General features: G+C 61.2%; 21 protein-coding genes and 1 riboswitch. Of the genes, 11 read left to right on the top strand and 10 right to left on the bottom strand.

Features of this window, described 5'->3' with window-relative positions:
* Positions 1 to 22 precede the first annotated feature (22 nt).
* From AC244Q_RS19805 to AC244Q_RS19790, 4 genes are all read right to left on the bottom strand, one after another.
* Positions 23 to 619 (bottom strand): DJ-1/PfpI family protein, encoded by a 597-nt coding sequence (locus tag AC244Q_RS19805; protein WP_113548574.1) that lies wholly within the window; start codon positions 617 to 619, stop codon positions 23 to 25.
* Positions 620 to 724: 105 nt separating this feature from the next.
* Positions 725 to 1,117 carry a DUF779 domain-containing protein gene (locus AC244Q_RS19800; RefSeq protein WP_128408088.1) on the bottom strand — a complete coding sequence of 131 codons (393 nt, stop codon included), beginning with the start codon at positions 1,115 to 1,117 and terminating at the stop codon, positions 725 to 727.
* Between the two features lie 215 nt (positions 1,118 to 1,332).
* The gene (gene adh / locus AC244Q_RS19795) at positions 1,333 to 2,841 is read right to left on the bottom strand and encodes an aldehyde dehydrogenase (RefSeq protein ID WP_128408089.1); all 1,509 of its coding nucleotides are present in this window, start codon (positions 2,839 to 2,841) and stop codon (positions 1,333 to 1,335) included.
* A 166-nt stretch (positions 2,842 to 3,007) separates the two neighbouring features.
* Positions 3,008 to 3,967, bottom strand: a complete 960-nt coding sequence (locus tag AC244Q_RS19790) for a helix-turn-helix domain-containing protein (RefSeq protein WP_487764142.1) — start codon at positions 3,965 to 3,967, stop codon at positions 3,008 to 3,010.
* 208 nt (positions 3,968 to 4,175) lie between these two features.
* Here AC244Q_RS19790 and msrB point away from each other — a divergent pair, with 208 nt between their 5' ends.
* Positions 4,176 to 4,661, top strand: coding sequence for a peptide-methionine (R)-S-oxide reductase MsrB (msrB, locus tag AC244Q_RS19785; RefSeq protein WP_012759114.1), 486 nt, complete (start codon positions 4,176 to 4,178; stop codon positions 4,659 to 4,661).
* 40 nt (positions 4,662 to 4,701) lie between these two features.
* On the opposite strand, the gene AC244Q_RS19780 is transcribed toward msrB, so the two are convergent.
* Together AC244Q_RS19780 and AC244Q_RS19775 are read right to left on the bottom strand one after the other, a co-directional pair.
* Positions 4,702 to 5,910, bottom strand: coding sequence for a TIGR03862 family flavoprotein (locus AC244Q_RS19780; RefSeq protein WP_012759113.1), 1,209 nt, complete (start codon positions 5,908 to 5,910; stop codon positions 4,702 to 4,704).
* Between the two features lie 69 nt (positions 5,911 to 5,979).
* Complete coding sequence (locus tag AC244Q_RS19775; protein WP_012759112.1) at positions 5,980 to 6,402, bottom strand: MerR family transcriptional regulator; 423 nt, start codon at positions 6,400 to 6,402, stop codon at positions 5,980 to 5,982.
* Positions 6,403 to 6,473: 71 nt separating this feature from the next.
* Between AC244Q_RS19775 and AC244Q_RS19770 the strand changes: the two genes are divergently transcribed.
* The 6 genes from AC244Q_RS19770 to AC244Q_RS19745 all read left to right on the top strand — a co-directional run bounded on the left by AC244Q_RS19770 (position 6,474) and on the right by AC244Q_RS19745 (position 14,801).
* Positions 6,474 to 8,741 carry a heavy metal translocating P-type ATPase gene (locus tag AC244Q_RS19770; protein WP_128407943.1) on the top strand — a complete coding sequence of 756 codons (2,268 nt, stop codon included), beginning with the start codon at positions 6,474 to 6,476 and terminating at the stop codon, positions 8,739 to 8,741.
* 242 nt (positions 8,742 to 8,983) lie between these two features.
* Positions 8,984 to 9,209, top strand: a riboswitch (cobalamin riboswitch).
* Positions 9,210 to 9,490: 281 nt separating this feature from the next.
* A complete protein-coding gene (gene nrdH / locus AC244Q_RS19765; RefSeq protein WP_012759110.1) occupies positions 9,491 to 9,712 on the top strand; it encodes a glutaredoxin-like protein NrdH in 222 nt (73 codons plus the stop codon).
* 9 nt (positions 9,713 to 9,721) lie between these two features.
* Positions 9,722 to 10,135, top strand: a complete 414-nt coding sequence (gene nrdI, locus AC244Q_RS19760; RefSeq protein ID WP_012759109.1) for a class Ib ribonucleoside-diphosphate reductase assembly flavoprotein NrdI — start codon at positions 9,722 to 9,724, stop codon at positions 10,133 to 10,135.
* 38 nt (positions 10,136 to 10,173) lie between these two features.
* Positions 10,174 to 12,255: a class 1b ribonucleoside-diphosphate reductase subunit alpha gene (nrdE, locus tag AC244Q_RS19755; protein WP_244432260.1), complete on the top strand. Its 2,082-nt coding sequence runs from the start codon at positions 10,174 to 10,176 to the stop codon at positions 12,253 to 12,255.
* Between the two features lie 235 nt (positions 12,256 to 12,490).
* A complete protein-coding gene (nrdF, locus tag AC244Q_RS19750) occupies positions 12,491 to 13,465 on the top strand; it encodes a class 1b ribonucleoside-diphosphate reductase subunit beta (protein WP_017995272.1) in 975 nt (324 codons plus the stop codon).
* A gap of 103 nt (positions 13,466 to 13,568) precedes the next feature.
* Positions 13,569 to 14,801 carry an adenylate/guanylate cyclase domain-containing protein gene (locus AC244Q_RS19745; protein ID WP_128407942.1) on the top strand — a complete coding sequence of 411 codons (1,233 nt, stop codon included), beginning with the start codon at positions 13,569 to 13,571 and terminating at the stop codon, positions 14,799 to 14,801.
* An 18-nt stretch (positions 14,802 to 14,819) separates the two neighbouring features.
* Here the strand turns inward: AC244Q_RS19745 and queE are convergent, their stop codons facing one another.
* The 4 genes from queE to AC244Q_RS19725 all read right to left on the bottom strand — a co-directional run bounded on the left by queE (position 14,820) and on the right by AC244Q_RS19725 (position 17,847).
* Positions 14,820 to 15,548 carry a 7-carboxy-7-deazaguanine synthase QueE gene (queE, locus tag AC244Q_RS19740; protein WP_024323815.1) on the bottom strand — a complete coding sequence of 243 codons (729 nt, stop codon included), beginning with the start codon at positions 15,546 to 15,548 and terminating at the stop codon, positions 14,820 to 14,822.
* Positions 15,545 to 15,901, bottom strand: a complete 357-nt coding sequence (gene queD / locus AC244Q_RS19735) for a 6-carboxytetrahydropterin synthase QueD (protein WP_024323816.1) — start codon at positions 15,899 to 15,901, stop codon at positions 15,545 to 15,547. Before queD ends, queE begins: the two co-directional genes overlap by 4 nt.
* Positions 15,901 to 16,611 carry a 7-cyano-7-deazaguanine synthase QueC gene (gene queC / locus AC244Q_RS19730; protein WP_128407941.1) on the bottom strand — a complete coding sequence of 237 codons (711 nt, stop codon included), beginning with the start codon at positions 16,609 to 16,611 and terminating at the stop codon, positions 15,901 to 15,903. The genes queD and queC overlap by 1 nt, the downstream gene beginning before the upstream one ends.
* Positions 16,612 to 16,794: 183 nt before the next feature.
* Positions 16,795 to 17,847 (bottom strand): LacI family DNA-binding transcriptional regulator, encoded by a 1,053-nt coding sequence (locus AC244Q_RS19725; protein WP_027689382.1) that lies wholly within the window; start codon positions 17,845 to 17,847, stop codon positions 16,795 to 16,797.
* A 307-nt stretch (positions 17,848 to 18,154) separates the two neighbouring features.
* Between AC244Q_RS19725 and AC244Q_RS19720 the strand changes: the two genes are divergently transcribed.
* The 4 genes from AC244Q_RS19720 to AC244Q_RS19705 all read left to right on the top strand — a co-directional run bounded on the left by AC244Q_RS19720 (position 18,155) and on the right by AC244Q_RS19705 (position 22,583).
* The gene (locus AC244Q_RS19720) at positions 18,155 to 19,414 is read left to right on the top strand and encodes an ABC transporter substrate-binding protein (RefSeq protein WP_128407940.1); all 1,260 of its coding nucleotides are present in this window, start codon (positions 18,155 to 18,157) and stop codon (positions 19,412 to 19,414) included.
* 155 nt (positions 19,415 to 19,569) lie between these two features.
* A complete protein-coding gene (locus AC244Q_RS19715; protein WP_012759101.1) occupies positions 19,570 to 20,523 on the top strand; it encodes a carbohydrate ABC transporter permease in 954 nt (317 codons plus the stop codon).
* The gene (locus tag AC244Q_RS19710) at positions 20,520 to 21,464 is read left to right on the top strand and encodes a carbohydrate ABC transporter permease (protein WP_221975772.1); all 945 of its coding nucleotides are present in this window, start codon (positions 20,520 to 20,522) and stop codon (positions 21,462 to 21,464) included. The genes AC244Q_RS19715 and AC244Q_RS19710 overlap by 4 nt, the downstream gene beginning before the upstream one ends.
* A gap of 3 nt (positions 21,465 to 21,467) precedes the next feature.
* Complete coding sequence (locus tag AC244Q_RS19705; protein WP_128408327.1) at positions 21,468 to 22,583, top strand: ABC transporter ATP-binding protein; 1,116 nt, start codon at positions 21,468 to 21,470, stop codon at positions 22,581 to 22,583.
* Positions 22,584 to 22,670 lie beyond the last annotated feature (87 nt).

Here is a 22,670-nt window from a genome sequence, read left to right as displayed (position 1 = left end):
GTCCTCCCCGGTGCCGCCCTCCTCAGGCGGCGTTGGTTTCGAGCAGTGCTGCGGCATCGAGCACGGCCATGAACTGGCGCAGCCACGACGGATGCGCCGGCCAAGCGGGCGCCGTGACCAGATTGCCGTCCGAGACTGCATCGCTGATAGCGATGTCGGCATAAATGCCGCCGGCAAGTTCGACCTCCGGCCGGCAGGCGGGATAGGCCGAGCAGGTGCGGCCCTTCAGCACGCCAGCGGCGGCGAGCAGTTGCGCGCCATGGCAGATGGCGGCGACGGGTTTTCCTGCGTCGAAGAAGTGCCGGACGAATTTGAGGACATCGGCATTGAGGCGAAGATATTCTGGCGCGCGGCCGCCGGGGATGACGAGAGCATCGTAATCTTCGGCCCGCACACTGTCGAAAGTGGCGTTCAGCGCAAAATTATGGCCGCGCTTTTCGGAATAGGTCTGGTCGCCTTCGAAATCGTGGATGGCGGTGGCGACGGTCTCGCCAGCGTTCTTGCCGGGGCAGACGGCATGGACCGTATAGCCGCAGGCGAGCAGTGTCTGGAACGGCACCATCGTTTCGTAATCTTCGGTGAAATCACCCGTGATCATCAGGATCTTTGAGGCTGGCATCGTTTCCTCCCTTTGAAACCAACAGGCGGAGATTAGCAAAGAGCTGCTGCGAGCAGGTACTATGGGAATACTACAGGCGAAATTCCCACCCGACGGGCGAGAGCATCAGATCGCCCTGACCTTCACATCAGGCACTGCGCAGGCCTCGCCGCCGCCGAAGAGGCGGGAACGAGTCAGGAAGCGTTTCTCGCGGCCATTGTCCAGCGAGAACATGCCGCCGCGGCCCGGCACGACGTCGATGATCAGCTGCGTATGCTTCCAGGCCTCGAACTGGCTGGCGCTGATATAGACCGGTACGCCGCCGATCTCGCCGAGCTTGACGTCGCTGTCGCCGATCATGAATTCATTAGCCGGATAACACATCGGCGAGGAGCCGTCGCAGCAGCCGCCGGACTGGTGGAAGAGGATATCGGGATGATCCCGCTTGATTTCTGCGATCAAATCGAGGGCGGCGTCGGTTGCGAGAACACGCAGTTCGCCGTTGAGGGTGGTTTCCATTGTTCTTCCTCCGGAGTTTCGGGAGAGAAATCCCCTCCCCAACCCCTCCCCACAAGGGGGAGGGACTTATAATGCCGCTCCGACAGCTCACCTCGCTGAAGTTTCGGCAAGAAGATACGTTTTTAGAACGAGGCAGTTCAACGGTTAAGCCCCTCCCCTTGTGGGGAGGGGTTGGGGAGGGGTTGTGACACTCCCTCCCGCCATGCCGAAGCATCTCAGAAGAAGCCGAGTGCCTTCGGGCTGTAGCTCACCAGCATGTTCTTGGTCTGCTGGTAGTGGTCGAGCATCATCTTGTGGGTTTCACGGCCGATGCCCGACTGCTTGTAGCCGCCGAAGGCCGCATGGGCCGGGTAGGCGTGGTAGCAGTTGGTCCAGACGCGGCCGGCCTGGATCTCGCGGCCGAAACGGTAGCAGCGATTGGCGTCGCGGCTCCAGACACCGGCGCCGAGGCCGTAGAGCGTGTCGTTGGCGATTTCGAGCGCCTCCTTCTCGTTCTTGAAGGTCGTCACCGAAACCACCGGTCCGAAGATCTCCTCCTGGAACACACGCATTTTATTGTGACCCTTGAAGATCGTCGGCTTGACATAGTAGCCGTTCGCCAGTTCGCCGCCGAGATCGTTGCGTGACCCGCCGGTCAGCACCTCGGCGCCTTCCTGCTTGCCGATGTCGAGATAGGCGAGGATCTTTTCCAGCTGCTCGCCAGAGGCCTGGGCGCCGATCATCGTTGCGGTGTCGAGCGGGTTGCCCTGCTTGATCGCCTCGACGCGTTTGACTGCCTTTTCCATGAAGCGGTCGTAGATCGATTCGTGGACGAGGGCGCGGCTCGGGCAGGTGCAGACTTCGCCCTGGTTCAAGGCAAACATCGCAAAACCTTCGAGCGCCTTGTCGAGGAAGTCGTCGTCTTCCGCCATCACGTCGGCGAAGAAGATGTTCGGCGATTTGCCGCCGAGCTCCAGCGTCACCGGAATGAGGTTCTGGCTGGCATATTGCATGATAAGCCGGCCTGTCGTCGTCTCGCCGGTGAAGGCGATCTTAGCGACGCGCGGGCTGGTCGCCAGCGGCTTGCCGGCTTCGAGGCCGAAACCGTTGACGATGTTGAGGACCCCTGCCGGCAGGAGATCGCCGACGAGTTCAGCCCAGACCAGGATCGAGGCCGGGGTCTGCTCGGCGGGTTTCAGTACGACGCAATTGCCGGCGGCAAGTGCGGGCGCCAGCTTCCAGGTGGCCATCAGGATCGGGAAGTTCCACGGAATGATCTGGCCGACGACGCCGAGCGGCTCATGGAAGTGATAGGCGACAGTGTCGTGGTCAATCTCGCCGATCGAACCTTCCTGGGCGCGAATGCAGGAGGCGAAATAACGGAAATGGTCGATCGCCAGCGGAATGTCGGCCGCCATGGTTTCACGGATCGGCTTGCCATTGTCCCAGGTCTCAGCCTGGGCGAGCAATTCAAGCTTGTCTTCCATGCGCTGGGCGATCTTCATGAGGATATTGGAGCGCTCGGCAACCGAGGTGCGACCCCATTTTTCCTTTGCCGCATGAGCGGCGTCGAGTGCGAGGTTAATGTCCTTTTCATTGGAGCGGGGAATGTCGCAGAGCTTGCCGCCGGTGACGGGCGTGAGGTTTTCGAAGTATTTTCCCTCGACCGGCTCGCGCCATTCGCCGCCGATATAGTTGCCGTATTTCAGCTTGAACGGCGACTCGACGATTTTCTGATGAAGCATGTCATCCTCCCTTGATGATCCAGGTTCCCAAGCGAACCAGTGGGAGGAAAATGAGCATGTTTTGGCGGAGGGACTAGGGCGGGTCTTCCATACCGCAGTGCACAGTGTCGCAGACCTGCGACAGCATCGGGTCACGATTCCTCCAGGAGCGGGACCTTTACACCGATCAGTGGAGATCGAGCTTTTTCATCTTCCTGTGCAGCGTGGCACGGCTGATGCCGAGTGCGATCGCTGCCTGCGAGACATTGCCGCCGGCGCGCGACAACGCTTGCAAGAGTGCCGCCTTCTCCGCCTCGACGATCTCATCCTGCTGGGAGACGCCAGCCTCGTGCAGGGCATCGGCCGCCGGAATGCCGGCGGCGATGCGCTTGTCGTCCAGCTGCAACGCGATGCGGGCGGCGCGCGTTGCGCCGAGCACCAGATCGTGCCTGTCGACGGCGAGCAGGGCGGCAGCGGAATTGGCTCCGGCCGGGACCATCAGGAAACGCGCGCCGGCAAAGGCCGAGCGGAAAAGGTTGAGTTCGATGCGCATCGCCGCATCGCGCACGGTCTGCGTCAGGATCGCCAGCGTCATCTCGTTGACGTCTTCGCGGCATGCGGAGATGTCGAGGGCTGCTGCCACCTGCCCACGATGATCGCGGATCGGCGCGGTCGTGCAGCTGAGGCTGGTGTTCGAGCTGAAAAAATGCTGATCGCGGAAGATGGCGACGGCACGCTCGTCGGCAAGTGCGGTGCCGATGCCGTTGGTGCCGATGCTGGCCTCGGTCCAGACCGAGCCGGTCCAGAGGCCGAGTTCGCGGAATTCCTTGTCGTCTCCGGCAGCGCCCCGGCGTTCCAGCGCGATGCCGTTCTTGTCGGTCAGAAGCAGGCAGCAGCCGGCCCTGCCAACGGTGGTAAAGAGACGATCGAGCTCTTCCGTGGCGCTGGCAATCAGCTGTTCGGACTGCTCGCGCGCGCGGCGGAATTCCTGGTCGGTCAGGCGCAGTGGAGCCCGCTGGTCCTCGGGGGCGAGCTGGTGCATGGTCATGCACCGCCGCCATGAGGCGACGACAGGGGAACTCGCCGCCGCAGAATCGCGCTGGGCAGATGTGTAGACGTGCTCGGCGTGCGCTGAGTGTTCGTGCATCGGCTCCTCCCATCGAATTTCAGCACATTCTGATAGAAAAATGGCTGGTTTGCAATCGGCCGGCGCTGGCGGGCGTCAGCGTGCGGCGCTTCCTGACGAAAGTGACGGAAATCACATTTCGGTGTTTGGGTGGCCATGGTGTAACAAAAGACCCTCTTTCTCGTAGTTCTTTGCAGAAGCAAGGTTTGCCAGACGAGGAGATCCGACCATGCTGAACAGACGATTGTTGCTGACGGGCGCCGCTTTTGGGGCGCTCGCGGTTCACTTGGACTTAGCCGGCAAGGCGATCGCCGCCGAGACGTTTGCGGTGACCCACACCGACGAGGAATGGCGCAAGCTGCTGACGCCGGATCAATATGTCATCCTGCGCCAGGCGGGGACGGAACAGCCCTTCACCAGTGCCTTGCTGCATGAGGAGCGAAAGGGCAATTTCGTCTGCGCTGGCTGCGATCAGGACCTCTTTTCCTCGACCACCAAATTCGACAGCGGCACCGGCTGGCCGAGCTTCTGGGCGCCGCTCGAAAAAGCCGTCGGCACCACGAACGACACGACTTACGGCATGGTGCGCAACGCCGTGCACTGCAGCCGCTGCGGTGGGCATCTCGGCCATGTCTTCGATGATGGCCCGAAGCCAACCGGGCTTCGCTACTGCATGAATGGGCTCGCCATGACATTCCGTCCGGCCTCGGCCTGACTGAGGGATGATCTCACGCGGTGCTGATGACTGCCTGCGCCTAGCGCTGCAACCAGGCTTCGATACCACGGGCTGCCGTCCGGCCGGTCGCCAGGCAGGCGGTGAGGAGATAGCCGCCGGTCGGCGCTTCCCAGTCGAGCATCTCACCGGCGACGAAGGTGCCGGGCAGTGCCTTCAACATGTAGCTGTCGTTGATGCTGCTCCAGCGGATGCCGCCGGCCGAGGAGATCGCTTCGGCGATCGGGCGGGTTTCGATCACCGGCACCGGCAGGGCCTTGATCATGCCGGCGAGACGCTCCGGAACGGTTCGGTCGCGCTCGGGAGCGAGTTCGCGCAGCAGCGCCGCCTTGACGCCGTCGAGGCCGGCGCCCTTGCGCAGGCGGTTCGAAAAACTTGATTTGGCGTCCTGCCGTGCAAGGTCGCGGCTCAGCCTGTCGATGGTGCGGCCGGGTGCAAGGTCGAGCGTCAGGGCAGCGCTGCCGTGGATCAGCAGCCGATCGCGGAGGCTGGCGGTGTGGGCATAGATCAGGCTGCCCTCGATGCCGCTCTCGGTGATGACGAATTCGCCGGGAAACGTGCCGGCCTCGGATGTTGCGGTGACCGATTTTACCGGCTCGCCGGCGAAACGCTCGCTGAAGTTCCCGCTCCATCCGACGACGAAGCCGCAATTGGCGGGTTGAAAAATGTGAATTTCCACACCCCTGCCGACCAGCCAAGGCACCCAGGCAGCATCGGAGCCGAGGCGCGGCCAGCTTGCGCCGCCGAGCGCGAGCAGGGCCGCGTCGCAATGGACGATGCTGCGCCCTTCGGGCGTTTCGAAAACATAGCCGTCTTCGGCAAAACCGGTCCAGCGGTGGCGGGTGCGCAGCGTGGCGCCCTGTGCCTCCAGCCGCCTGAGCCAGGCGCGCAGCAAAGGCGAGGCCTTCATCACCTTCGGAAAAACCCGGCCGGACGAGCCGATGAAGGTTTCCGTCCCGAGCTCGCTTGCCCAATTCCTGATATCATCAGGGGTAAACGCATCAAGAGCGGGGCGCAGGCGGGCGGAAGCCGCGGCGAAGCGCGTGGTGAAACGGGCATAATCCTCGGAATGGGTAATGTTGAGACCGGACTTGCCGGCCAGCAGGAACTTGCGGGCAAAGGTCGGCATGGCGTCGTAGACCGTCACCGCATGACCGGAACGGGAAAGCAGTTCGGCAGCCGCGAGACCCGCCGGGCCGCCGCCGATGATCGCAATCCGCTTCTGGTTCATTGATGTCTTCGCCCGATTGTATCTGCGTTCAGTTTTGGCGCGGGCGCGGATCGCCTGCAAGGGCAGAGATCAGTGGTGCGGATGCGTGCACTGGCCGTGATCGGCGAGCACTTCGATGACGCGGCATTGGTCGACGCGGCCGTGGCCGCAGCCTTCCACCATGGTTTCCAGCTCGGCCTTCAGCGCCATCAGGCTGCGGATGCGCTGCTCGACCTCAATGAGGCGGGCCTTGGCGATGGCGTCGGCCGAGGCGCAGGACTGGTGAGGATCGTCCTGCAGGGTGAGCAGCGTGCGGATCGCGTCGATCTCGAAACCGAGTTCGCGGGCGTGGCGGATGAAAGCGAGACGGCTGATATCGGCGGGCTCGAAGGAGCGCTGGTTGCCCTCGCTGCGGCTCGGGGCGGCGAGCAGGCCAATGCTTTCATAATAGCGCACCGTCGGCACCTTGACGCCGCTTTGGCGCGCGGCTTCGCCAATGGTGATCTTTTTCATGATTTTCCTCTTGCACCTCTAGTCGCTATAGGATGTAGGAGAGATGCTTCTGTTTGACAAGGAAGCGGATGATGGCTGAGAGCGAGACACGATACCGGGTTGGCGGCATGGATTGCGCCGCCTGCGCAACCAAGATCGATACGGCGGTCAGACGCGTGGCGGGTGTCGCCGATGTTTCCGTCTCGGTGATGGCGGGCACGATGACCGTGCGGCACGATGGCAGCAGCGATCTCAAGGTGATCGAGAAGAAGGTGACGGGGCTCGGCTATTCCGTCGCGCCGCTTGCCGGAAACGCTGCGCCTGCGCATACTCAGGGCTCACAGCATCGTCACGATCATGGACATGGCTGCGGCGATCACGCGGGCCATGACGACGATCATGCGGTACATGATCATGAAGGTCATAGCCATGACCATCCCCACGATCATGGCGAGAAGGAAATCGAGGGGTTGCACGGGCACGATCATGCGCCGATGGCCGGTCCCTGGTGGCAGAGCAGGAAGGGCCGGCTGACCATCCTTTCGGGTGGAGCACTCGTTGCCGCCTACACCGTCGGCCATCTCGTGCCGGCGATCGCGTCCTACGCCTTCATCGTCGCCATGCTGATCGGGCTGGTGCCGATCGCGCGGCGCGCCGTCATGGCCGCCTTCTCAGGCACACCGTTTTCGATCGAGATGCTGATGACGATCGCCGCCGTCGGCGCCGTTATCATCAATGCCGGCGAAGAGGCGGCGACCGTTGTGTTCCTGTTCCTCGTTGGCGAGCTGCTGGAAGGGGTGGCAGCGGGCAAGGCGCGCGAAAGCATCCAGTCGCTGACGGCGCTGGTGCCGAAGACCGCGCTGCTCGAAGACAATGGGCAGACACGGGAGGTGCCGGCGGAAAGCCTTTCGGTCGGGGCCATCATCATGGTTCGTCCTGGCGATCGGATCTCGGCGGACGGCATCATCCTCTCAGGCGAGAGCGCGATCGACGAGGCGCCGGTGACGGGCGAGAGCACGCCGGTGCGTAAGGGCGTCGATGCCGTCGTTTTTGCCGGCACGGTGAATGGCGATGCGGTGCTTAGGGTTCGCGTTACGGCGGCCGCGGCCGACAATACCATCGCCCGCGTCGTCAAGCTGGTGGAGGAGGCGCAGGAATCGAAGGCGCCGACCGAGCGCTTCATCGATCGGTTCTCGCGCTATTACACGCCCGGCGTGGTCGTGGTCGCAGCGCTGGTTGCGGTCGTTCCGCCGCTGCTGTTCGCAGGGCCATGGGGCGAATGGGTCTATAAGGGCCTTGCGATCCTTTTGATCGGCTGCCCCTGCGCGCTCGTCATCTCAACGCCGGCGGCGATCGCTGCCTCGCTTTCATCCGGTGCGCGGCGCGGGCTGCTGATGAAGGGCGGCGCGGTGCTGGAGACGCTCGGCAAGGTGACGATGGTCGCCTTCGACAAAACAGGCACGCTGACGGAAGGCAAGCCTCAGGTGACTGACATCATTTCCTTTGGTCTGACCGAGGCGCAGGTGCTGTCGCGCGCGGCGGTGCTGGAACAGGGTTCCAGCCATCCGCTGGCGCTGGCGATCCTCAACCGCGCCAAGGCGGACGGCGTTCCCGTGCCGCCGGCCTTCGAGCTGGAAGCGCTGCCGGGCAAGGGCGTCAGCGGCAAAGTCGGTGGTGAGACGCTGGACCTCTTGTCGCCGCCCGCCGCCCGCGAGCGCGGGACGCTCAGTGCTGAACAGGATGCACGCATCTCGGCGTTGAACGACGAGGGCAAGAGCGTGTCGGTGCTGCTCGTCAACGGTGTTGTGGCCGGCCTTATCGCCATGCGCGACGAGCCGCGTCAGGATGCCGAGGCCGGGCTCGCTGCCCTCAAATCAGCAGGCGTCAAGGCTATCATGCTGACCGGCGACAACAAGCGGACGGCAGCAGCCGTTGCCGGCATGCTCGGCATCGACTGGCGCGGCGAGATGATGCCGGAGGACAAGCAGCGGGTCGTCGGCGAATTGAAGCGCCAAGGCTTCATCGTCGCCAAGGTCGGCGACGGCATCAACGATGCTCCGGCGCTGGCCGCCGCCGATATCGGCATTGCCATGGGTGGCGGCACCGATGTGGCGCTGGAGACGGCGGATGCCGCCGTGCTGCACGGACGTGTCGGCGACGTGGCGCGGATGATCGAACTTTCCAAACGCACGATGCGCAATATCCTGCAGAATATCACCATCGCACTCGGACTGAAGGCGGTGTTCCTGGTGACGACGATCGCCGGCATCACCGGGCTCTGGCCGGCGATCCTCGCCGATACCGGCGCCACCGTGCTGGTGACGATCAACGCGCTGCGGCTGCTTCGAATAAAGATATAAACTTTCCTGACTTCATCCCTCCCGCGCTCGTCACCGGCGGGATGTCCCATCGACGATTCAGGCCCGATCTCGAATCGAAAATCGCGGGACCGGCCATAGATAGGCTCTCCTCGTCGGGACTTTCTCCACAGCCTGCTTTCTTTAAGCTTTCGTTAGCCATGTTTTTCACAGGAACGTAGCGATTTCAAACCTGTCGTAACGCAATGCACAAACCATCCGTTGACGCGAATTTGGATTCGCGTACCATATCTAGTGTTCGAGGTTCCGTCGATTCGTGAGGATCGGCGGCTAAGACGGGAATACGGTGCGTTTCGCCATCATGGCGCGGCAATGCCGGAGCTGCCCCCGCAACTGTAAGCGGCGAGCAACTGTCCGATTTCAGGTCACTGGAGCATGATGCTCCGGGAAGGCTGGGGCAGGGTGCTTTGACCCGTGAGCCAGGAGACCTGCCTCGAACGAAACGTCCACGGGCGGGGTGTCCGGAAGGTCGCGTTGCATGGCTGCGGGGAATCTCCGCATCGCGTTTCGCAGGCCCGAGCCTCCGCCCCCGAAACCTTCGCATTGAGCCACTTCGGGGTGAAGTCATGTCAGTATCTCAGTTCAGGCCGCCACCCGCTAGAGGTAGAGGGCGGATCACGCCCAGCGGCTGAACGAGCCGCATCGCTGCAAAATACAGAGTGTTTTCGACGGATATCGCGAGATTTCCGATCGATGTCCTGCGTCCCAATCGCGTCGTCACGAGGAATATCATGACCATCACCGTCTACAGCAAGCCTGCCTGCGTCCAATGCACTGCCACCTACCGCGCCCTCGACCGGTTGGGCGTCGATTATGACATCGTCGATATTTCGCAGAATGCCGAAGCGCTCGATCGGGTCCGCAGCCTCGGCTACATGCAGGCGCCCGTCGTCATCGCCGGCGAGCAGCATTGGGCCGGCTTCCGTCCCGACATGATCAGCGCACTTTCCTGAGGAAAGGCGATGGCTCTGATCGTCTATTATTCCAGCCGGTCCGAGAACACCCATCGGTTCGTCGCCAAGCTCGGACTGCGCGCGGCGCGCATTCCGCCAAATGGCGCAGACGCGTTCCATATCCGCGAACCCTTCGTGCTGATCGTGCCGACCTATAGCGGCGACGGCGGCAAGGGCGCCGTTCCCAAGCAGGTGATCCGTTTCCTCAACGATACGGAAAACCGAGGACACATCCGCGGCGTGATTGCCGCGGGCAACAGCAATTTCGGCGAAACATACGGGCTCGCCGGCGACGTGATCTCAAAGAAGTGCCAGGTGCCTTACCTCTACAGGTTCGAACTGCTGGGCACAGAAGCGGATGTCGCCAACGTCAAACACGGAATGGAACGGTTTTGGACACGGGAATTCTCGAACGCCCTTTGAAAGCAGCGGAAACGCTCGACTACCACGCGCTGAATGCGATGCTGAACCTCTATGACGATCAGGGGCGGATCCAGCTCGACAAGGATCGAATGGCGGCCAAGCAGTATTTCCTGCAGCATGTGAACCAGAACACGGTGTTCTTTCACAATCTCCGGGAAAAGCTCGATTACCTCGTGACCGAGGGCTATTACGAGCAGGAGGTTCTCGACCAGTATTCCTTCAATTTCGTGCGGGATCTGTTCGACCAGGCCTATGCCAAGAAGTTCCGTTTCCCGACCTTCCTCGGCGCCTTCAAATATTACACCAGCTATACGCTGAAGACCTTCGACGGAAAGCGCTATCTCGAGCGCTATGAGGACCGCATCTGCATGGTGGCCCTGGCCTTGGCGCGCGGCGACGAGAGCCTTGCCCGCGACATGGTCGACGAGATCATTTCCGGCCGCTTCCAGCCGGCGACGCCGACCTTCCTCAATGCCGGTAAGAAGCAGCGCGGCGAACTGGTTTCCTGCTTCCTGCTGCGCGTCGAGGACAATATGGAATCGATCGGCCGGTCGATCAATTCGGCGCTGCAATTGTCGAAGCGCGGCGGCGGCGTGGCGCTGTCGCTGACGAATATCCGCGAGGCAGGCGCGCCGATCAAGCATATCGAGAACCAGTCCTCGGGCATCATCCCTGTCATGAAGCTGCTCGAAGACAGTTTTTCCTATGCCAACCAGCTCGGCGCACGGCAGGGCGCGGGGGCCGTCTATCTCAATGCCCATCACCCCGACATCATGCGCTTTCTCGACACCAAGCGCGAAAATGCCGACGAGAAGATCCGCATCAAGACGCTGTCGCTCGGCGTCGTCGTGCCCGATATCACCTTCGAACTCGCGAGGAACAACGAGGACATGTACCTGTTCTCGCCCTATGACGTGGAGCGCGTCTATGGCGTGCCCTTCACCGAGATTTCGGTGACGGAAAAGTACCGCGAGATGGCTGACGACGCCCGCATCTCCAAGAAGAAGATCAAGGCACGCGAATTCTTCCAGGTGCTTGCCGAAATCCAGTTCGAGAGCGGCTATCCCTACATCATGTTCGAGGACACGGTGAACCGGGCAAACCCGATCGCCGGACGTGTTTCGATGAGCAATCTATGCTCGGAAATCCTGCAGGTGAGTGAGGCGAGCGAATATAACGACGACCTCTCCTACAAACATCTCGGCAAGGACATCTCCTGTAATCTCGGCTCGCTGAACATCGCGGCAGCGATGGATTCGGTCGATTTCGGCAAGACGATCGAGACCTCGATCCGGGCGTTGAGTGCTGTTTCCGACATGAGCCACATCTCCTCAGTCCCTTCGATCGAGAAGGGCAATGACGAGAGCCATGCGATCGGCCTCGGCCAGATGAATCTGCACGGCTACCTCGCCCGCGAACGCATCTTCTATGGCTCCGAGGAAGGCGTCGATTTCACCAACATCTATTTCTACACGGTGACCTACTACGCGATCCGCGCCTCGAATCTTTTGGCGGTCGAACGCGGCGCGAGCTTCAAGGGCTTCGAGAACTCGAAATATGCCTCCGGCGACTATTTCGACAAATATACCGACCGGCTCTGGGAGCCTGCGACGGAGAGGGTCAAGGCGCTGTTCGAGACGTCAGGCATTCACATTCCGACGCAGGAAGATTGGGTGGCGTTGAAGAAGGCGGTGATGGCCTCCGGCCTCTATAACCAGAACCTGCAAGCAGTGCCGCCGACAGGCTCGATCTCTTATATCAATCACTCGACCTCCTCGATCCATCCGATCGTCTCGAAGATCGAGATCCGCAAGGAAGGCAAGATCGGCCGCGTCTATTATCCGGCGCCGTTCATGACCAACGACAATCTCGATTATTATCAGGATGCCTACGAGATCGGGCCGGAGAAGATCATCGACACCTATGCGGCGGCGACCCAGCATGTCGACCAGGGCCTGTCACTGACCTTGTTCTTCCGCGACACGGCAACGACGCGCGACATCAACAAGGCGCAGATCCATGCCTGGAAGAAGGGCATCAAGACGATCTACTACATCCGCCTTCGCCAGATGGCGCTGTCCGGCACCGAGGTGCAGGGCTGCGTGTCTTGTACGCTGTAATTTGATATTTCGCTCCGGAGCATTTGCCCCTCACCCTAACCCTCTCCCCGTTTTGACGGGGAGAGGGGACTTGCCACACGAACCGGCAATAAAGACGGAAAAGGGTGCGGCATATCCCCTTCGCCCCGCTGGCGGGGATCCGAAGGACGGGTCGAGACCAGTGGCTCGACCCAGGCAACGGTGCCGGCAGGCGGATGAGGGGCAAATCCGGACACATTTCTCAAGAGGGAACACAATGAACATGCAATTGAAGCCGGTCAGCCGCGTGCGCGCCATCAACTGGAACCGCATCGAGGACGACAAGGATCTCGAAGTCTGGAACCGGCTCACCGGCAATTTCTGGCTGCCGGAAAAAGTGCCGCTTTCCAACGACATTCCCTCCTGGGCAACGCTGACGCCGGCCGAGCAGCAGCTGACTATCCGCGTTTTCACTGGATTGACGCTGCTCGACACGATCCAGAACGGCGTCGGTTCCATCCGGCTGATGGAGGATGCGGTAACGCCGCATGAGGAGGCGGTGCTTTCCAACGTCTCCTTCATGGAGGCGGTGCATGCGCGCTCCTATTCGTCGATCTTCTCGACGCTGTGCTCGACGCCCGATGTCGACGATGCCTATCGCTGGTCGGAGGAGAACGAATTCCTGCAGCGGAAATCGGCGCTGATCATGGAGCAGTATCGCTCCGGCGATCCGTTGAAGAAGAAGGTTGCGAGCGTTTTTCTCGAAAGCTTCCTGTTCTATTCCGGCTTCTACCTGCCGATGTACTGGTCGAGCCGGGCCAAGCTGACCAACACGGCCGACATGATCCGGCTGATCATCCGCGACGAGGCGGTGCACGGCTATTATATCGGCTACAAGTTCCAGCGCGAGTTGGAGCGGCTCGGCGAGGAACGGAAGCAGGAGATCAAGGATTTCGCCTTCGAACTGCTGCTCGAACTCTACGACAACGAGGCGAAATATACCGAAGCGCTGTATGACGGCGTCGGGCTGACCGAGGACGTCAAGAAATTCCTGCACTACAATGCCAATAAGGCGCTGATGAACCTTGGCTACGAGGCGCTGTTCCCGGCTGAAGCCTGCAAGGTCAATCCGGCGATCCTGTCGGCGCTTTCGCCGAATGCCGACGAGAACCACGACTTCTTCTCCGGCTCCGGCTCCTCCTATGTCATCGGCAAGGCGGTGGCGACCGAGGACGAGGACTGGGATTTCTGAGTCTTGATCGCAGTCTGCCTCTTATCATTTGCTCCCTCATCGCCCACATTCAGCGGAAATAAATTCGGTCCTCGCCAATGATGTGGCGTAGCGGGAGTTTTTGATGCAATCCATTTCGAACAAGGCCGGGACTGTCGTCGAGGCGGGCGAAGGCGTCTGGCCGATCCGCAGAAGACGGATTCTCGACTGGCTGGTGAACGAGACGCGCGGCGAGCGGTTCATCGACAATATCCTGGTGGACATGTGCGAGAAGCTGCTGGCGGCAGGAGTGCCGGTGGCGCGGGCGACGTTGCATTTCAGGACGAACCATCCGCAATGGATCGGCGCCCGCATCCTCTGGAAGGAAGGCCTGGCGGAGGCGAAGATCAACACTTTCGCCTATGGTGTCGAAAACACGCCGGAGTTCCTGAAGAGTCCCGTCAACGCGATCCATCAGGGTTCGGAGGAGGTGCGTAGACAGCTGGAAGGCACAGCCGACGGCGACGAGGATTCATTCTATCAGGAACTGCGCGATGACGGCCTCACGGAGTATATCGCCTGGCCGCTCGAGCATACTTTCGGCAAACGGCATGTCGCGACATTTTCGACCAGCCGGCCGGGCGGTTTTACGAGCGAGCATGTCGATTTCCTGCGCGACCTGCTGCCGGCATTGACCCTCGTCAGCGAAATCCGGCTGAAGAACATCATGGCGCGCACGCTGCTGCAGACCTATGTCGGACCGCATGCGAGCGAACAGATTCTGTCGGGCGTCACGACGCGCGGCAGCGGCGCGACCGTCGGGGCGGCAATCATGATCTGCGACTTGCGCGACTTTACGGCGATCTCCGATCTCTGGCCGCGTGACGATGTCATCCATCTGCTCAACGATTATTTCGACGCCATGTCAGATCCGATCGAGCGGCATGGCGGAGAGATCCTGAAGTTCATGGGTGACGGATTGCTGGCGATCTTCCCGTTAGCCAAGGAAACCGCCTGCCTCGATCTGCTGCAGGCGATCCGCGAAGGGCAGGCGTTGATGGCGCAATTGAACGAGCAGTATGCGGGCAACGGACGCGAACCGTTGCGCTACGGCGTCGGCGTGCATGTCGGCGACGTCATGTACGGCAATATCGGCTCGCGCCGGCGGCTGGATTTCACCGTCATTGGCCCGGCGGTCAATGTCGCCTCGCGACTGGAAACCCTGACCAAGGAGGTCAAGCGTCCGGTGCTCTTGTCGCGGGCCTTTGTCGAAATGGCGGGCTGCGCGAAGGACATGGATAGTCTCGGCACCTTCCCGCTGCGCGGGCTTGGAGAGCCCGTCGATGTTTTCGCCTTTCCGGAGTGCGTCGCTGCATAATTTTCAACGCAGGCAGGCTCATACGCCTCGCTTGTTTCCCCAGAGCAGCACGTGCAATTGCGGTAGTACGCGGACTTCAAACCATTGGTCGGCCGTCACCCTTTCGACAAGCCAGTGCATCCGATCCATCACGCCGTCGATATCAATGCGCGCGTCATCGTTATCGGGCGGCGGCGGCGTATGATTGCCTGGCTGAAGGAACAACGGAATTTGGGGATAGCGCTGACCCGCCTGTTCGGCGAATTCGTAGTCGGCATCGTCGAAGACGACAATCTTCAATGCGACCTCCGGTCCGCCGGCGGCCAGTTGAAGGCAGTTATCCACCTGATCCCAATCCGTCAGCATTCCGCTTGATGGCGGTTTGGGGCTCACGACCAGGACGTCGAGATCGCGAAACCAGGCCTGGGCTACGCTTCCCTGTGTTTCCAGGGCAAAACGATATCCTTGCGAATGGCCAAGCTCGATAAGCGGCCTTAGGGGCTGTATCGCCGGATTGCCTCCGGAAAGGGAAACCGTCAGTGGTTTTCCACCGGAGAGCTTCATGATCTCGTGCCAGATCGCCTCCGTGGACATGGGAATCCATTGATCCCGGAAGGCGCTATCGACGGCGTGAAGGCTGTCGCACCAGGAACACCGGTAGTCACAGCCGCCTGTCCTCACGAACACCGTCGGCAGCCCGATCAAGGCGCCTTCACCCTGTATGGTCGGGCCAAAGATCTCGCTGACGCGAATGGTCCCGGCGCTCACGGCCTGTACTCCGCCCAGGTTTTCGGGGTCTCGCTGACGCGAACGGACGATGTTTCCGGGAAGTGCTGCTTGCACCAGTCGTAGAAGTGCCTCGCCAGGAACTCGGAGGTGACTTTTGAATGGCCGAAGACGTCGTTCAGGTGACGATGATCGAGAGCTTCGTCGATATAGCGCTTGAGCGGCGAGAGGTCGTGATAATCACGGACGAAGCCATCATCATTCAGGCTTTCCGCAGCCAGCTCGACGACGACGACGTAGTTGTGACCGTGGAGCCGAGCGCATTGATGGTCGGCAGGCAGGTGATCCAGTTGATGGGAGGCGGAGAGATGAAACTCCTTGGTGATGCGGTACATCAACGCACCTCCGTGGCGGAGTATCGCGACACGGCCGCTTTCCAGAAGTCCTTGTCTTCGTACTCCGTCGGATCGGGGACACCGGCAAGATGGAACGCTTCACGGCGTTCCACACAGGTTCCGCAGCGCCCACAGTGGAGCTCGCCGCCCTTGTAGCAGGACCAGGTTTCCGAGAACGGCGTGCCGTGTTTTTCGCCGTCAACCACGATCGCCGCTTTGGAAACGTCGACATAGGGTGCAAGCAGTTTCACGCTGGCATAACCGTCCAGCGCTTCGTTTTGCATATGCTGGAAGGCATCGATGAAGCCCGGCCGGCAGTCCGGGTAGATGAAGTGGTCGCCGCCATGCACGGCGACGGCGACGGCATCTGCTTTTTGCGCGGCAGCCAGACCGAACGCAATTGCCAGCATGATGGCGTTGCGGTTGGGCACGACGGTGGCTTTCATGGTCTCCTCGGCGTAGTGGCCGTCTGGAACCTCGACATTGTCGGTCAGGGCCGATCCGCTGAGATGACCGCCGATACTGGCGATGTCGATGATATGATGGGAAACGGAGAGCCGTGAGGCACATCTGGCGGCGAAGTCGAGTTCCTTGCGATGCCGTTGGCCGTAGTCGAAGGAGGCCAGGCCGATAAGCTGTTTTTCCGCTGCTACCTTGTGGGCAAGCGTAACGGAGTCCAGTCCGCCGGAGCAGACGACGATGGTTTTCATATTTTGAATCCCTTGTTTTGACCGGGTGGGCTGCGACCGGATTGCGCGGTGCTTCTAGGACAAATCACGCGTCATGGAAACAGTTTTGAAGCGTCAGCGTCATTAAGGGATGAGATGACGTTGATTTCACGGCGATTTTCATGGCTGCGGGGTCTGATGCCAACACTCCCACAGCGGGGTAGCTTAACCGATCGGAAAGTTGATCTGCGGCGGCAGCAGGAGTTGCAGATCTTCGGCATCCGGATTGTTGATGCGTTGCAGCAGCATGCGTCCCAGATCCTCGCCGGCCGCCGTCAGGTCCTCGTGGATCGTGTCGACCTTCGGCTGCAGCTGGGTGAGAAGACGGGACGTTTCCTTGGCGACGATGTCGTAATCGACGGCCAGTATGCGGCCGGCATCGCTCATGCCGCTGATGACGGCGAGCGCCGAAACTTCGCCGGGGCAGATGAAACCATCAGGAGCATCCGGGGCATCAGTGCGGTTGCGGATGAAGTCGCGCATCACATCTGCCGGTGTATCGAGGTCGACCGCCTCGGGGACTTCGTAGGCGATGCCCGCCTCCCGCACCGCCGTCATGAAACCGTGCAGGATATGCTGGCAGAAGGTCAGCCGCTTTGGCGGCAGGATCACCATCACCTTTTTGCGGCCCTTGGCGATCAGCCGGCGCGCTGCCTCATAGGCAAAGGTGAAATTGTCGTAGTCGACATAGGGGTGCGGCGTCGAAAATTCGGTGCGGCCATGACAGATGAAGGGAAAGCCGGTTTCGAGCAGCAGGCGGACGCGGGCATCGAGCGGTTCGGTGCGCGTGAAGATCAGCCCATCGGCGAGGTGGTTGCGGATGATGTATTCGGCGGCCTCGATATCGGTCGTCGACAGGAAGTTCGGGGCGACGACCAGATGGTATGAGGTCTCTTTCAGCGCTTTGGCGATGCCGTACATGATCGAGGTGCTGAAACCGACCACTTCCTCGTGCGAATCGAGCAGGATGGCGATGACGTTGGTGCGGCCTGTCTTCAGGCGCTGCGCGGCCCGGTCAGGGAGATAGCCGATTTCGCGGGCGATGCGATGCACCCGTTGGCGGGTCTCGAGTGAAATCTGCGGCGCATCGGAAAGCGCCCGTGACACCGTCGTCACCGCAAGGCCGGCGATCGTGGCGATCGTTCGCAAGGTCGGCTTGCCGCGCTTATGCGTTATATCGAGATTTTCGCCGCGCTGCGGCCGGGACGGTTCGGTCACCCTTGGCTTTCCATGCTGGAATTGCCGATACCATAACACGATGAATCCGGCGCGCAATAAACGAATGAAAACGTTTTAAATTTTAACGTTTTGTTAATCACGAATTAAAGATGACTTATATTCAGTAGCTTAGGGGAATAGCCGTGTTTTTCTCGGGAGTCGAGAAAGGGCTTGACGACCAAAGATTTATAACGTTTTAAATTAGCAACCGCGCGGAGGAGCGCGGCCGTATGCTGACCGCTGCAATGGCGGGGAGCATCAGGCGGCAGGGAGGTCCCGCCGCCGATTTGCAAACGGGAGGAAATTCATGAACAAGTTTTTGAGCTCGGCAGCTGTTGCTGTCGTGATGATGGCTGGCCTCTGTGCTGCCCACGCCGCTGACGTTAAGGAAGTACAGATGCTGCACTGGTGGACGTCAGGCGGTGAGGCGGCAGCACTGAACGTTCTGAAGCAGGATCTTTCGAAGGAAGGCTTTGCCTGGAAGGACGTGCCGGTTGCCGGCGGTGGCGGCGATGCGGCGATGACGGCGCTGAAGGCGATGGTTGCGGCCGGCACCTATCCGACAGCCTCGCAGATGCTGGGCTATACCGTGCTCGATTATGCCCAGGCCGGCGTCATGGGCGATCTGACCGAGACGGCGAAGAAGGAAGGCTGGGACAAGTCGGTTCCGGCAGCGCTGCAGAAGTTCTCGGTCTATGACGGCAAGTGGGTCGCAGCCCCGGTCAACGTCCACTCGGTCAACTGGCTGTGGATCAACAAGGCTGTGATGGACAAGATCGGCGGCACCCAGCCGAAGACCTTCGACGAGCTGATCGCCCTGCTCGACAAGGCCAAGGCCGCAGGTGTCATCCCGCTGGCGCTTGGCGGCCAGAACTGGCAGGAAGCGACGATGTTCGATTCCATCGTGCTGTCGACCGGCGGGCCGGAGTTCTACAAGAAGGCCTTCAACGACCTCGACGAGGAATCGCTGAAGTCCGACACGATGAAGAAGTCGTTCGACAATCTGGCGACGATCATCAAATATGTCGACCCGAACTTCTCGGGCCGCGACTGGAATCTCGCGACCGCCATGGTCATCAAGGGTGACGCGCTGGTGCAGGTGATGGGCGACTGGGCCAAGGGCGAATTCGTCGCCGCCAAGAAGACGCCGGACACCGACTTCCTGTGCTACCGCTTCCCCGGCACCGACGGCAGCGTGGTCTACAACTCCGACATGTTCGGCATGTTCAACGTTCCCGACGACCGCAAGGCGGCCCAGGTGGCGCTGGCCACCGCAACGCTGTCGAAGAGCTTCCAGTCGGCCTTCAACGTCGTCAAGGGATCGGTGCCGGCTCGTACGGACGTTCCCGATACCGACTTCGATGCTTGCGGCAAGAAGGGCATCGCCGACCTGAAGGCAGCCAACGAAGGCGGCACGCTGTTCGGTTCGCTGGCACAGGGCTACGGCGCGCCTCCGGCGATCGCCAACGCCTACAAGGATGTCGTCTCGAAGTTCGTCCACGGCCAGATCAAGACCTCCGACGAAGCCGTCAAGCAGCTCGTCCAGGCGATCGACGACGCCCGCTGAGATCACTGTCGACTAAAAAAGCTTCCCCGCGTGCTCCGCGGGGAAGCTTCAGGCTTCGCGCCGATCATGCGCGGACAATCATGCCCGGACAATGATGCAGAGCCGATCATGCCCGATATCATGCGGGGCCGATTGCAGGCAGGAGATGACATTCCATGAGCACCGTTGCGACCACCGATCCGGTTTTGACGCCGAGGCAATCGACGGGGATCTCGTTGAGGGGCCGGCTGCAGGATGCGCTGCCGAAGATCGTGCTGGCGCCGAGCTTCGTCATCACCATCATCTTCGTCTACGGCTTCATCGTCTGGACGGCCTATCTGTCGTTCACCAATTCCAAGACATTCCCCTCCTATGCGCTGACCGGAGCACGCGCCTATCAACGGCTGTGGCGCTGGACCTTCGAGAGCGATCCGCCGTCTTCCTGGTATACCTCGATCACCAACATGGCGATCTTCGGTTTTCTCTATATCGGCATCTGCCTGGCACTCGGTCTCTTCCTCGCCATCCTGCTCGACCAGAAGATCCGCGGTGAGAGCGTGTTGCGGCCGATCTTCCTCTATCCGATGGCGCTCTCCTTCATTGTGACAGGCGTTGCCTGGAAATGGTTCCTCGATCCCGGCCTCGGGCTGGAACAGACGCTGCACCACTTCGGCTGGACGAGCTTCCACTTCGACTGGATCAAGAACAAGGACTTCGTCATCTACACCGTCGTCATCGCCGGCGTCTGGCAGGCGTCGGGCTTCGTCATGGCGATGTTCCTGGCGGGACTGCGCGGCATCGACGGCGAGATCATGAAGGCCGCCCAGATCGATGGCGCGTCTGCCTTCCAGCTCTATCGGCGCATCGTCATTCCGCTGCTGCGGCCGATCTTTCTCTCCGCCTTCATCGTGCTCGCCCATATGGCGATCAAGTCCTATGACCTGGTGGTGGCGCTGACCTCCGGCGGCCCCGGCGGCTCGGCCTGGCTGCCGTCCAACTTCATGTATGAATACACCTTCAAGCGCAACGAGATGGCCGTCGGCTCGGCCAGCGCCATCATCATGCTGATGACGATCTCGGCGATCATCGTTCCCTATCTCTATTCCGAACTGAAGGAGAAGGCGCGATGAGCAGCGTGACCCCTCCGACAGCAATCTCGCAGAACAGCACCAACACCCGCTGGATCGGCCGCACCGTCATCTACGGCCTGCTGCTGATCTTCGCCGTCCTCTACCTGATGCCGCTCTTCGTCATGCTGACGACCTCGTTCAAGACCATGGACGAGATCCAGAACGGCAACATGCTGGCGCTGCCGCAATCGCCGACCTTCGACCCCTGGATCAAGGCCTGGGGCGAGACCTGCGTCGGGCTCACCTGCGCCGGCATCAAGGGCTACTTCTGGAACTCGATCAAGATGGTGGTGCCGGCGGTGGCGATCTCCACCATCATGGGGGCGCTGAACGGCTATGTGCTGACCAAATGGCGCTTTCCCGGCCACACGCTGGTGTTCGGGCTGATGCTGTTTGCCTGCTTCATCCCGTTCCAGTCGGTGCTGCTGCCGATGGCAACGATCCTCGGCAGTCTCGGCCGCTTCGGCATGACGCTGCAGAACGCCACGGGTTTGAGCTTTGGCTTCGGCAATCCGACGGTCAATCTGGTCTTCGTGCATGTCGTCTATGGCCTCGGCTTCACGACGCTGTTCTTCCGCAATTTCTACGAGGCCTTTCCGACCGAGCTGGTCAGGGCCGCCCAGGTCGATGGCGCCAGCTTCTTCCAGATCTTCCGCCGCATCATGCTGCCGAACTCGCTGCCGATCATCGTCGTCACGGTGATCTACCAGTTCACCAATATCTGGAACGACTTCCTGTTTGCCTCGGCCTATGCCGGCACCGGTGACACCATGCCGATGACGGTGGCGCTGAACAATGTCGTCAACACCTCGACGGGCGTCGTCGAATACAATGTCAACATGGCGGCGGCGATGATCGCCGCCGTGCCGACGCTCATCGTCTATATCCTCGCCGGCCGCTACTTCGTGCGCGGTCTGATGGCGGGCGCTGTCAAAGGGTAATCCATGGCCTTCCTCGAAATCTCCGGTCTTAAAAAGCGCTTCGGCGCAGTCGACATTCTCAAGGGGATCGACCTCGAACTCGAAAAGGGCGGCTTTCTCGTGCTGGTCGGCCCGTCCGGCTGCGGCAAGTCCACCCTGCTCAACACCATTGCCGGGCTGGAGACGATCACCTCAGGCGATATCAAGATCGACGGGCGCGACATCAGCGGCCTGCATCCCTCCAAGCGCGACATCGCCATGGTGTTCCAGTCCTATGCGCTCTATCCGAACATGACGGTGGCGGGCAACATCGCCTTCGGCATGGAGATCCGCGGTGTGCCGAAGGAGGAGCGCGCCAGGGCGATCGCCCAAGTCTCCGACATGCTGCAGATCGGCCATCTGCTCGACCGCAAGCCGAGCCAGCTCTCCGGCGGCCAGCGCCAGCGTGTCGCCATGGGAAGGGCGCTGGTGCGCAATCCGCAGGTCTTCCTGTTCGACGAGCCGCTCTCCAATCTCGATGCCAAGCTGCGCGTCGACATGCGCACCGAGATCAAGCGGCTGCATCAGCGCATGGGCACCACCTTCGTCTATGTCACCCATGACCAGATCGAGGCGATGACGCTGGCGACCAAGATCGCCGTACTGAAGGATGGCGTGCTGCAGCAGTTCGGCACGCCGGCCGAGATCTATAACAGCCCCTCCAACATCTTCGTCGCCGACTTCATGGGCTCGCCGGCGATGAACCTGCTCAACGCCACCGTCGAAAACGGCGCCGGCGGGCTGGAAGTCTCGCTGGAGCGGCCGAATGCCGCCCCGCTCAGATTGCCGGTCATCTCAGGCAATGACGGCCTGACCGCCTATACCGGCAAACAGGTGATCTTCGGCATCCGGCCTGAAGCGCTGACCGATCCGGATGGCGCCGACCGCAAGGCGCGCTCGCTGACCGAGGGCGACTGCCTGATCGAGGTGGTGGAACCGGCCGGCTCCGACACCTTCGCCGTCACCAAGCTCGGCGGTAAATCCGTCGTCGCCCGCCTGCGCGCCGATACCGGCATCGCTCCAGGACAAAACACCCGCCTCGCATTCAACCTCGACAAGGCCGTCTTCTTCGATCCCAGTAGCCAGCTCAGGATCGGGTGAGGGCCGTTGGAGCGCCGCGCGTCTAGAAAGACGCACTAAGGATGCTCTAACAGTTTGAGTTTGCGCATAATTCCTTTCCGAAAATCG

The organism is Rhizobium sp. CB2179 (assembly GCF_057653455.1).
Note: the sequence above shows the minus strand (reverse complement) of the source record. Positions and strands in the feature narration are given on the sequence as shown.

What these genes read in the sequence shown, in the direction of transcription:
- AC244Q_RS19805 (WP_113548574.1), bottom strand. Translation starts at nt 619, where the DNA reads ATGCCAGCCTCAAAGATCCTGATGATCACGGGTGATTTCACCGAAGAT.
- AC244Q_RS19800 (WP_128408088.1), bottom strand. Translation starts at nt 1,117, where the DNA reads ATGGAAACCACCCTCAACGGCGAACTGCGTGTTCTCGCAACCGACGCC.
- adh (WP_128408089.1), bottom strand. Translation starts at nt 2,841, where the DNA reads ATGCTTCATCAGAAAATCGTCGAGTCGCCGTTCAAGCTGAAATACGGC.
- AC244Q_RS19790 (WP_487764142.1), bottom strand. Translation starts at nt 3,967, where the DNA reads ATGCACGAACACTCAGCGCACGCCGAGCACGTCTACACATCTGCCCAG.
- msrB (WP_012759114.1), top strand. Translation starts at nt 4,176, where the DNA reads ATGCTGAACAGACGATTGTTGCTGACGGGCGCCGCTTTTGGGGCGCTC.
- AC244Q_RS19780 (WP_012759113.1), bottom strand. Translation starts at nt 5,910, where the DNA reads ATGAACCAGAAGCGGATTGCGATCATCGGCGGCGGCCCGGCGGGTCTC.
- AC244Q_RS19775 (WP_012759112.1), bottom strand. Translation starts at nt 6,402, where the DNA reads ATGAAAAAGATCACCATTGGCGAAGCCGCGCGCCAAAGCGGCGTCAAG.
- AC244Q_RS19770 (WP_128407943.1), top strand. Translation starts at nt 6,474, where the DNA reads ATGGCTGAGAGCGAGACACGATACCGGGTTGGCGGCATGGATTGCGCC.
- nrdH (WP_012759110.1), top strand. Translation starts at nt 9,491, where the DNA reads ATGACCATCACCGTCTACAGCAAGCCTGCCTGCGTCCAATGCACTGCC.
- nrdI (WP_012759109.1), top strand. Translation starts at nt 9,722, where the DNA reads ATGGCTCTGATCGTCTATTATTCCAGCCGGTCCGAGAACACCCATCGG.
- nrdE (WP_244432260.1), top strand. Translation starts at nt 10,174, where the DNA reads ATGCTGAACCTCTATGACGATCAGGGGCGGATCCAGCTCGACAAGGAT.
- nrdF (WP_017995272.1), top strand. Translation starts at nt 12,491, where the DNA reads ATGAACATGCAATTGAAGCCGGTCAGCCGCGTGCGCGCCATCAACTGG.
- AC244Q_RS19745 (WP_128407942.1), top strand. Translation starts at nt 13,569, where the DNA reads ATGCAATCCATTTCGAACAAGGCCGGGACTGTCGTCGAGGCGGGCGAA.
- queD (WP_024323816.1), bottom strand. Translation starts at nt 15,901, where the DNA reads ATGTACCGCATCACCAAGGAGTTTCATCTCTCCGCCTCCCATCAACTG.
- queC (WP_128407941.1), bottom strand. Translation starts at nt 16,611, where the DNA reads ATGAAAACCATCGTCGTCTGCTCCGGCGGACTGGACTCCGTTACGCTT.
- AC244Q_RS19720 (WP_128407940.1), top strand. Translation starts at nt 18,155, where the DNA reads ATGAACAAGTTTTTGAGCTCGGCAGCTGTTGCTGTCGTGATGATGGCT.
- AC244Q_RS19715 (WP_012759101.1), top strand. Translation starts at nt 19,570, where the DNA reads ATGAGCACCGTTGCGACCACCGATCCGGTTTTGACGCCGAGGCAATCG.
- AC244Q_RS19710 (WP_221975772.1), top strand. Translation starts at nt 20,520, where the DNA reads ATGAGCAGCGTGACCCCTCCGACAGCAATCTCGCAGAACAGCACCAAC.
- AC244Q_RS19705 (WP_128408327.1), top strand. Translation starts at nt 21,468, where the DNA reads ATGGCCTTCCTCGAAATCTCCGGTCTTAAAAAGCGCTTCGGCGCAGTC.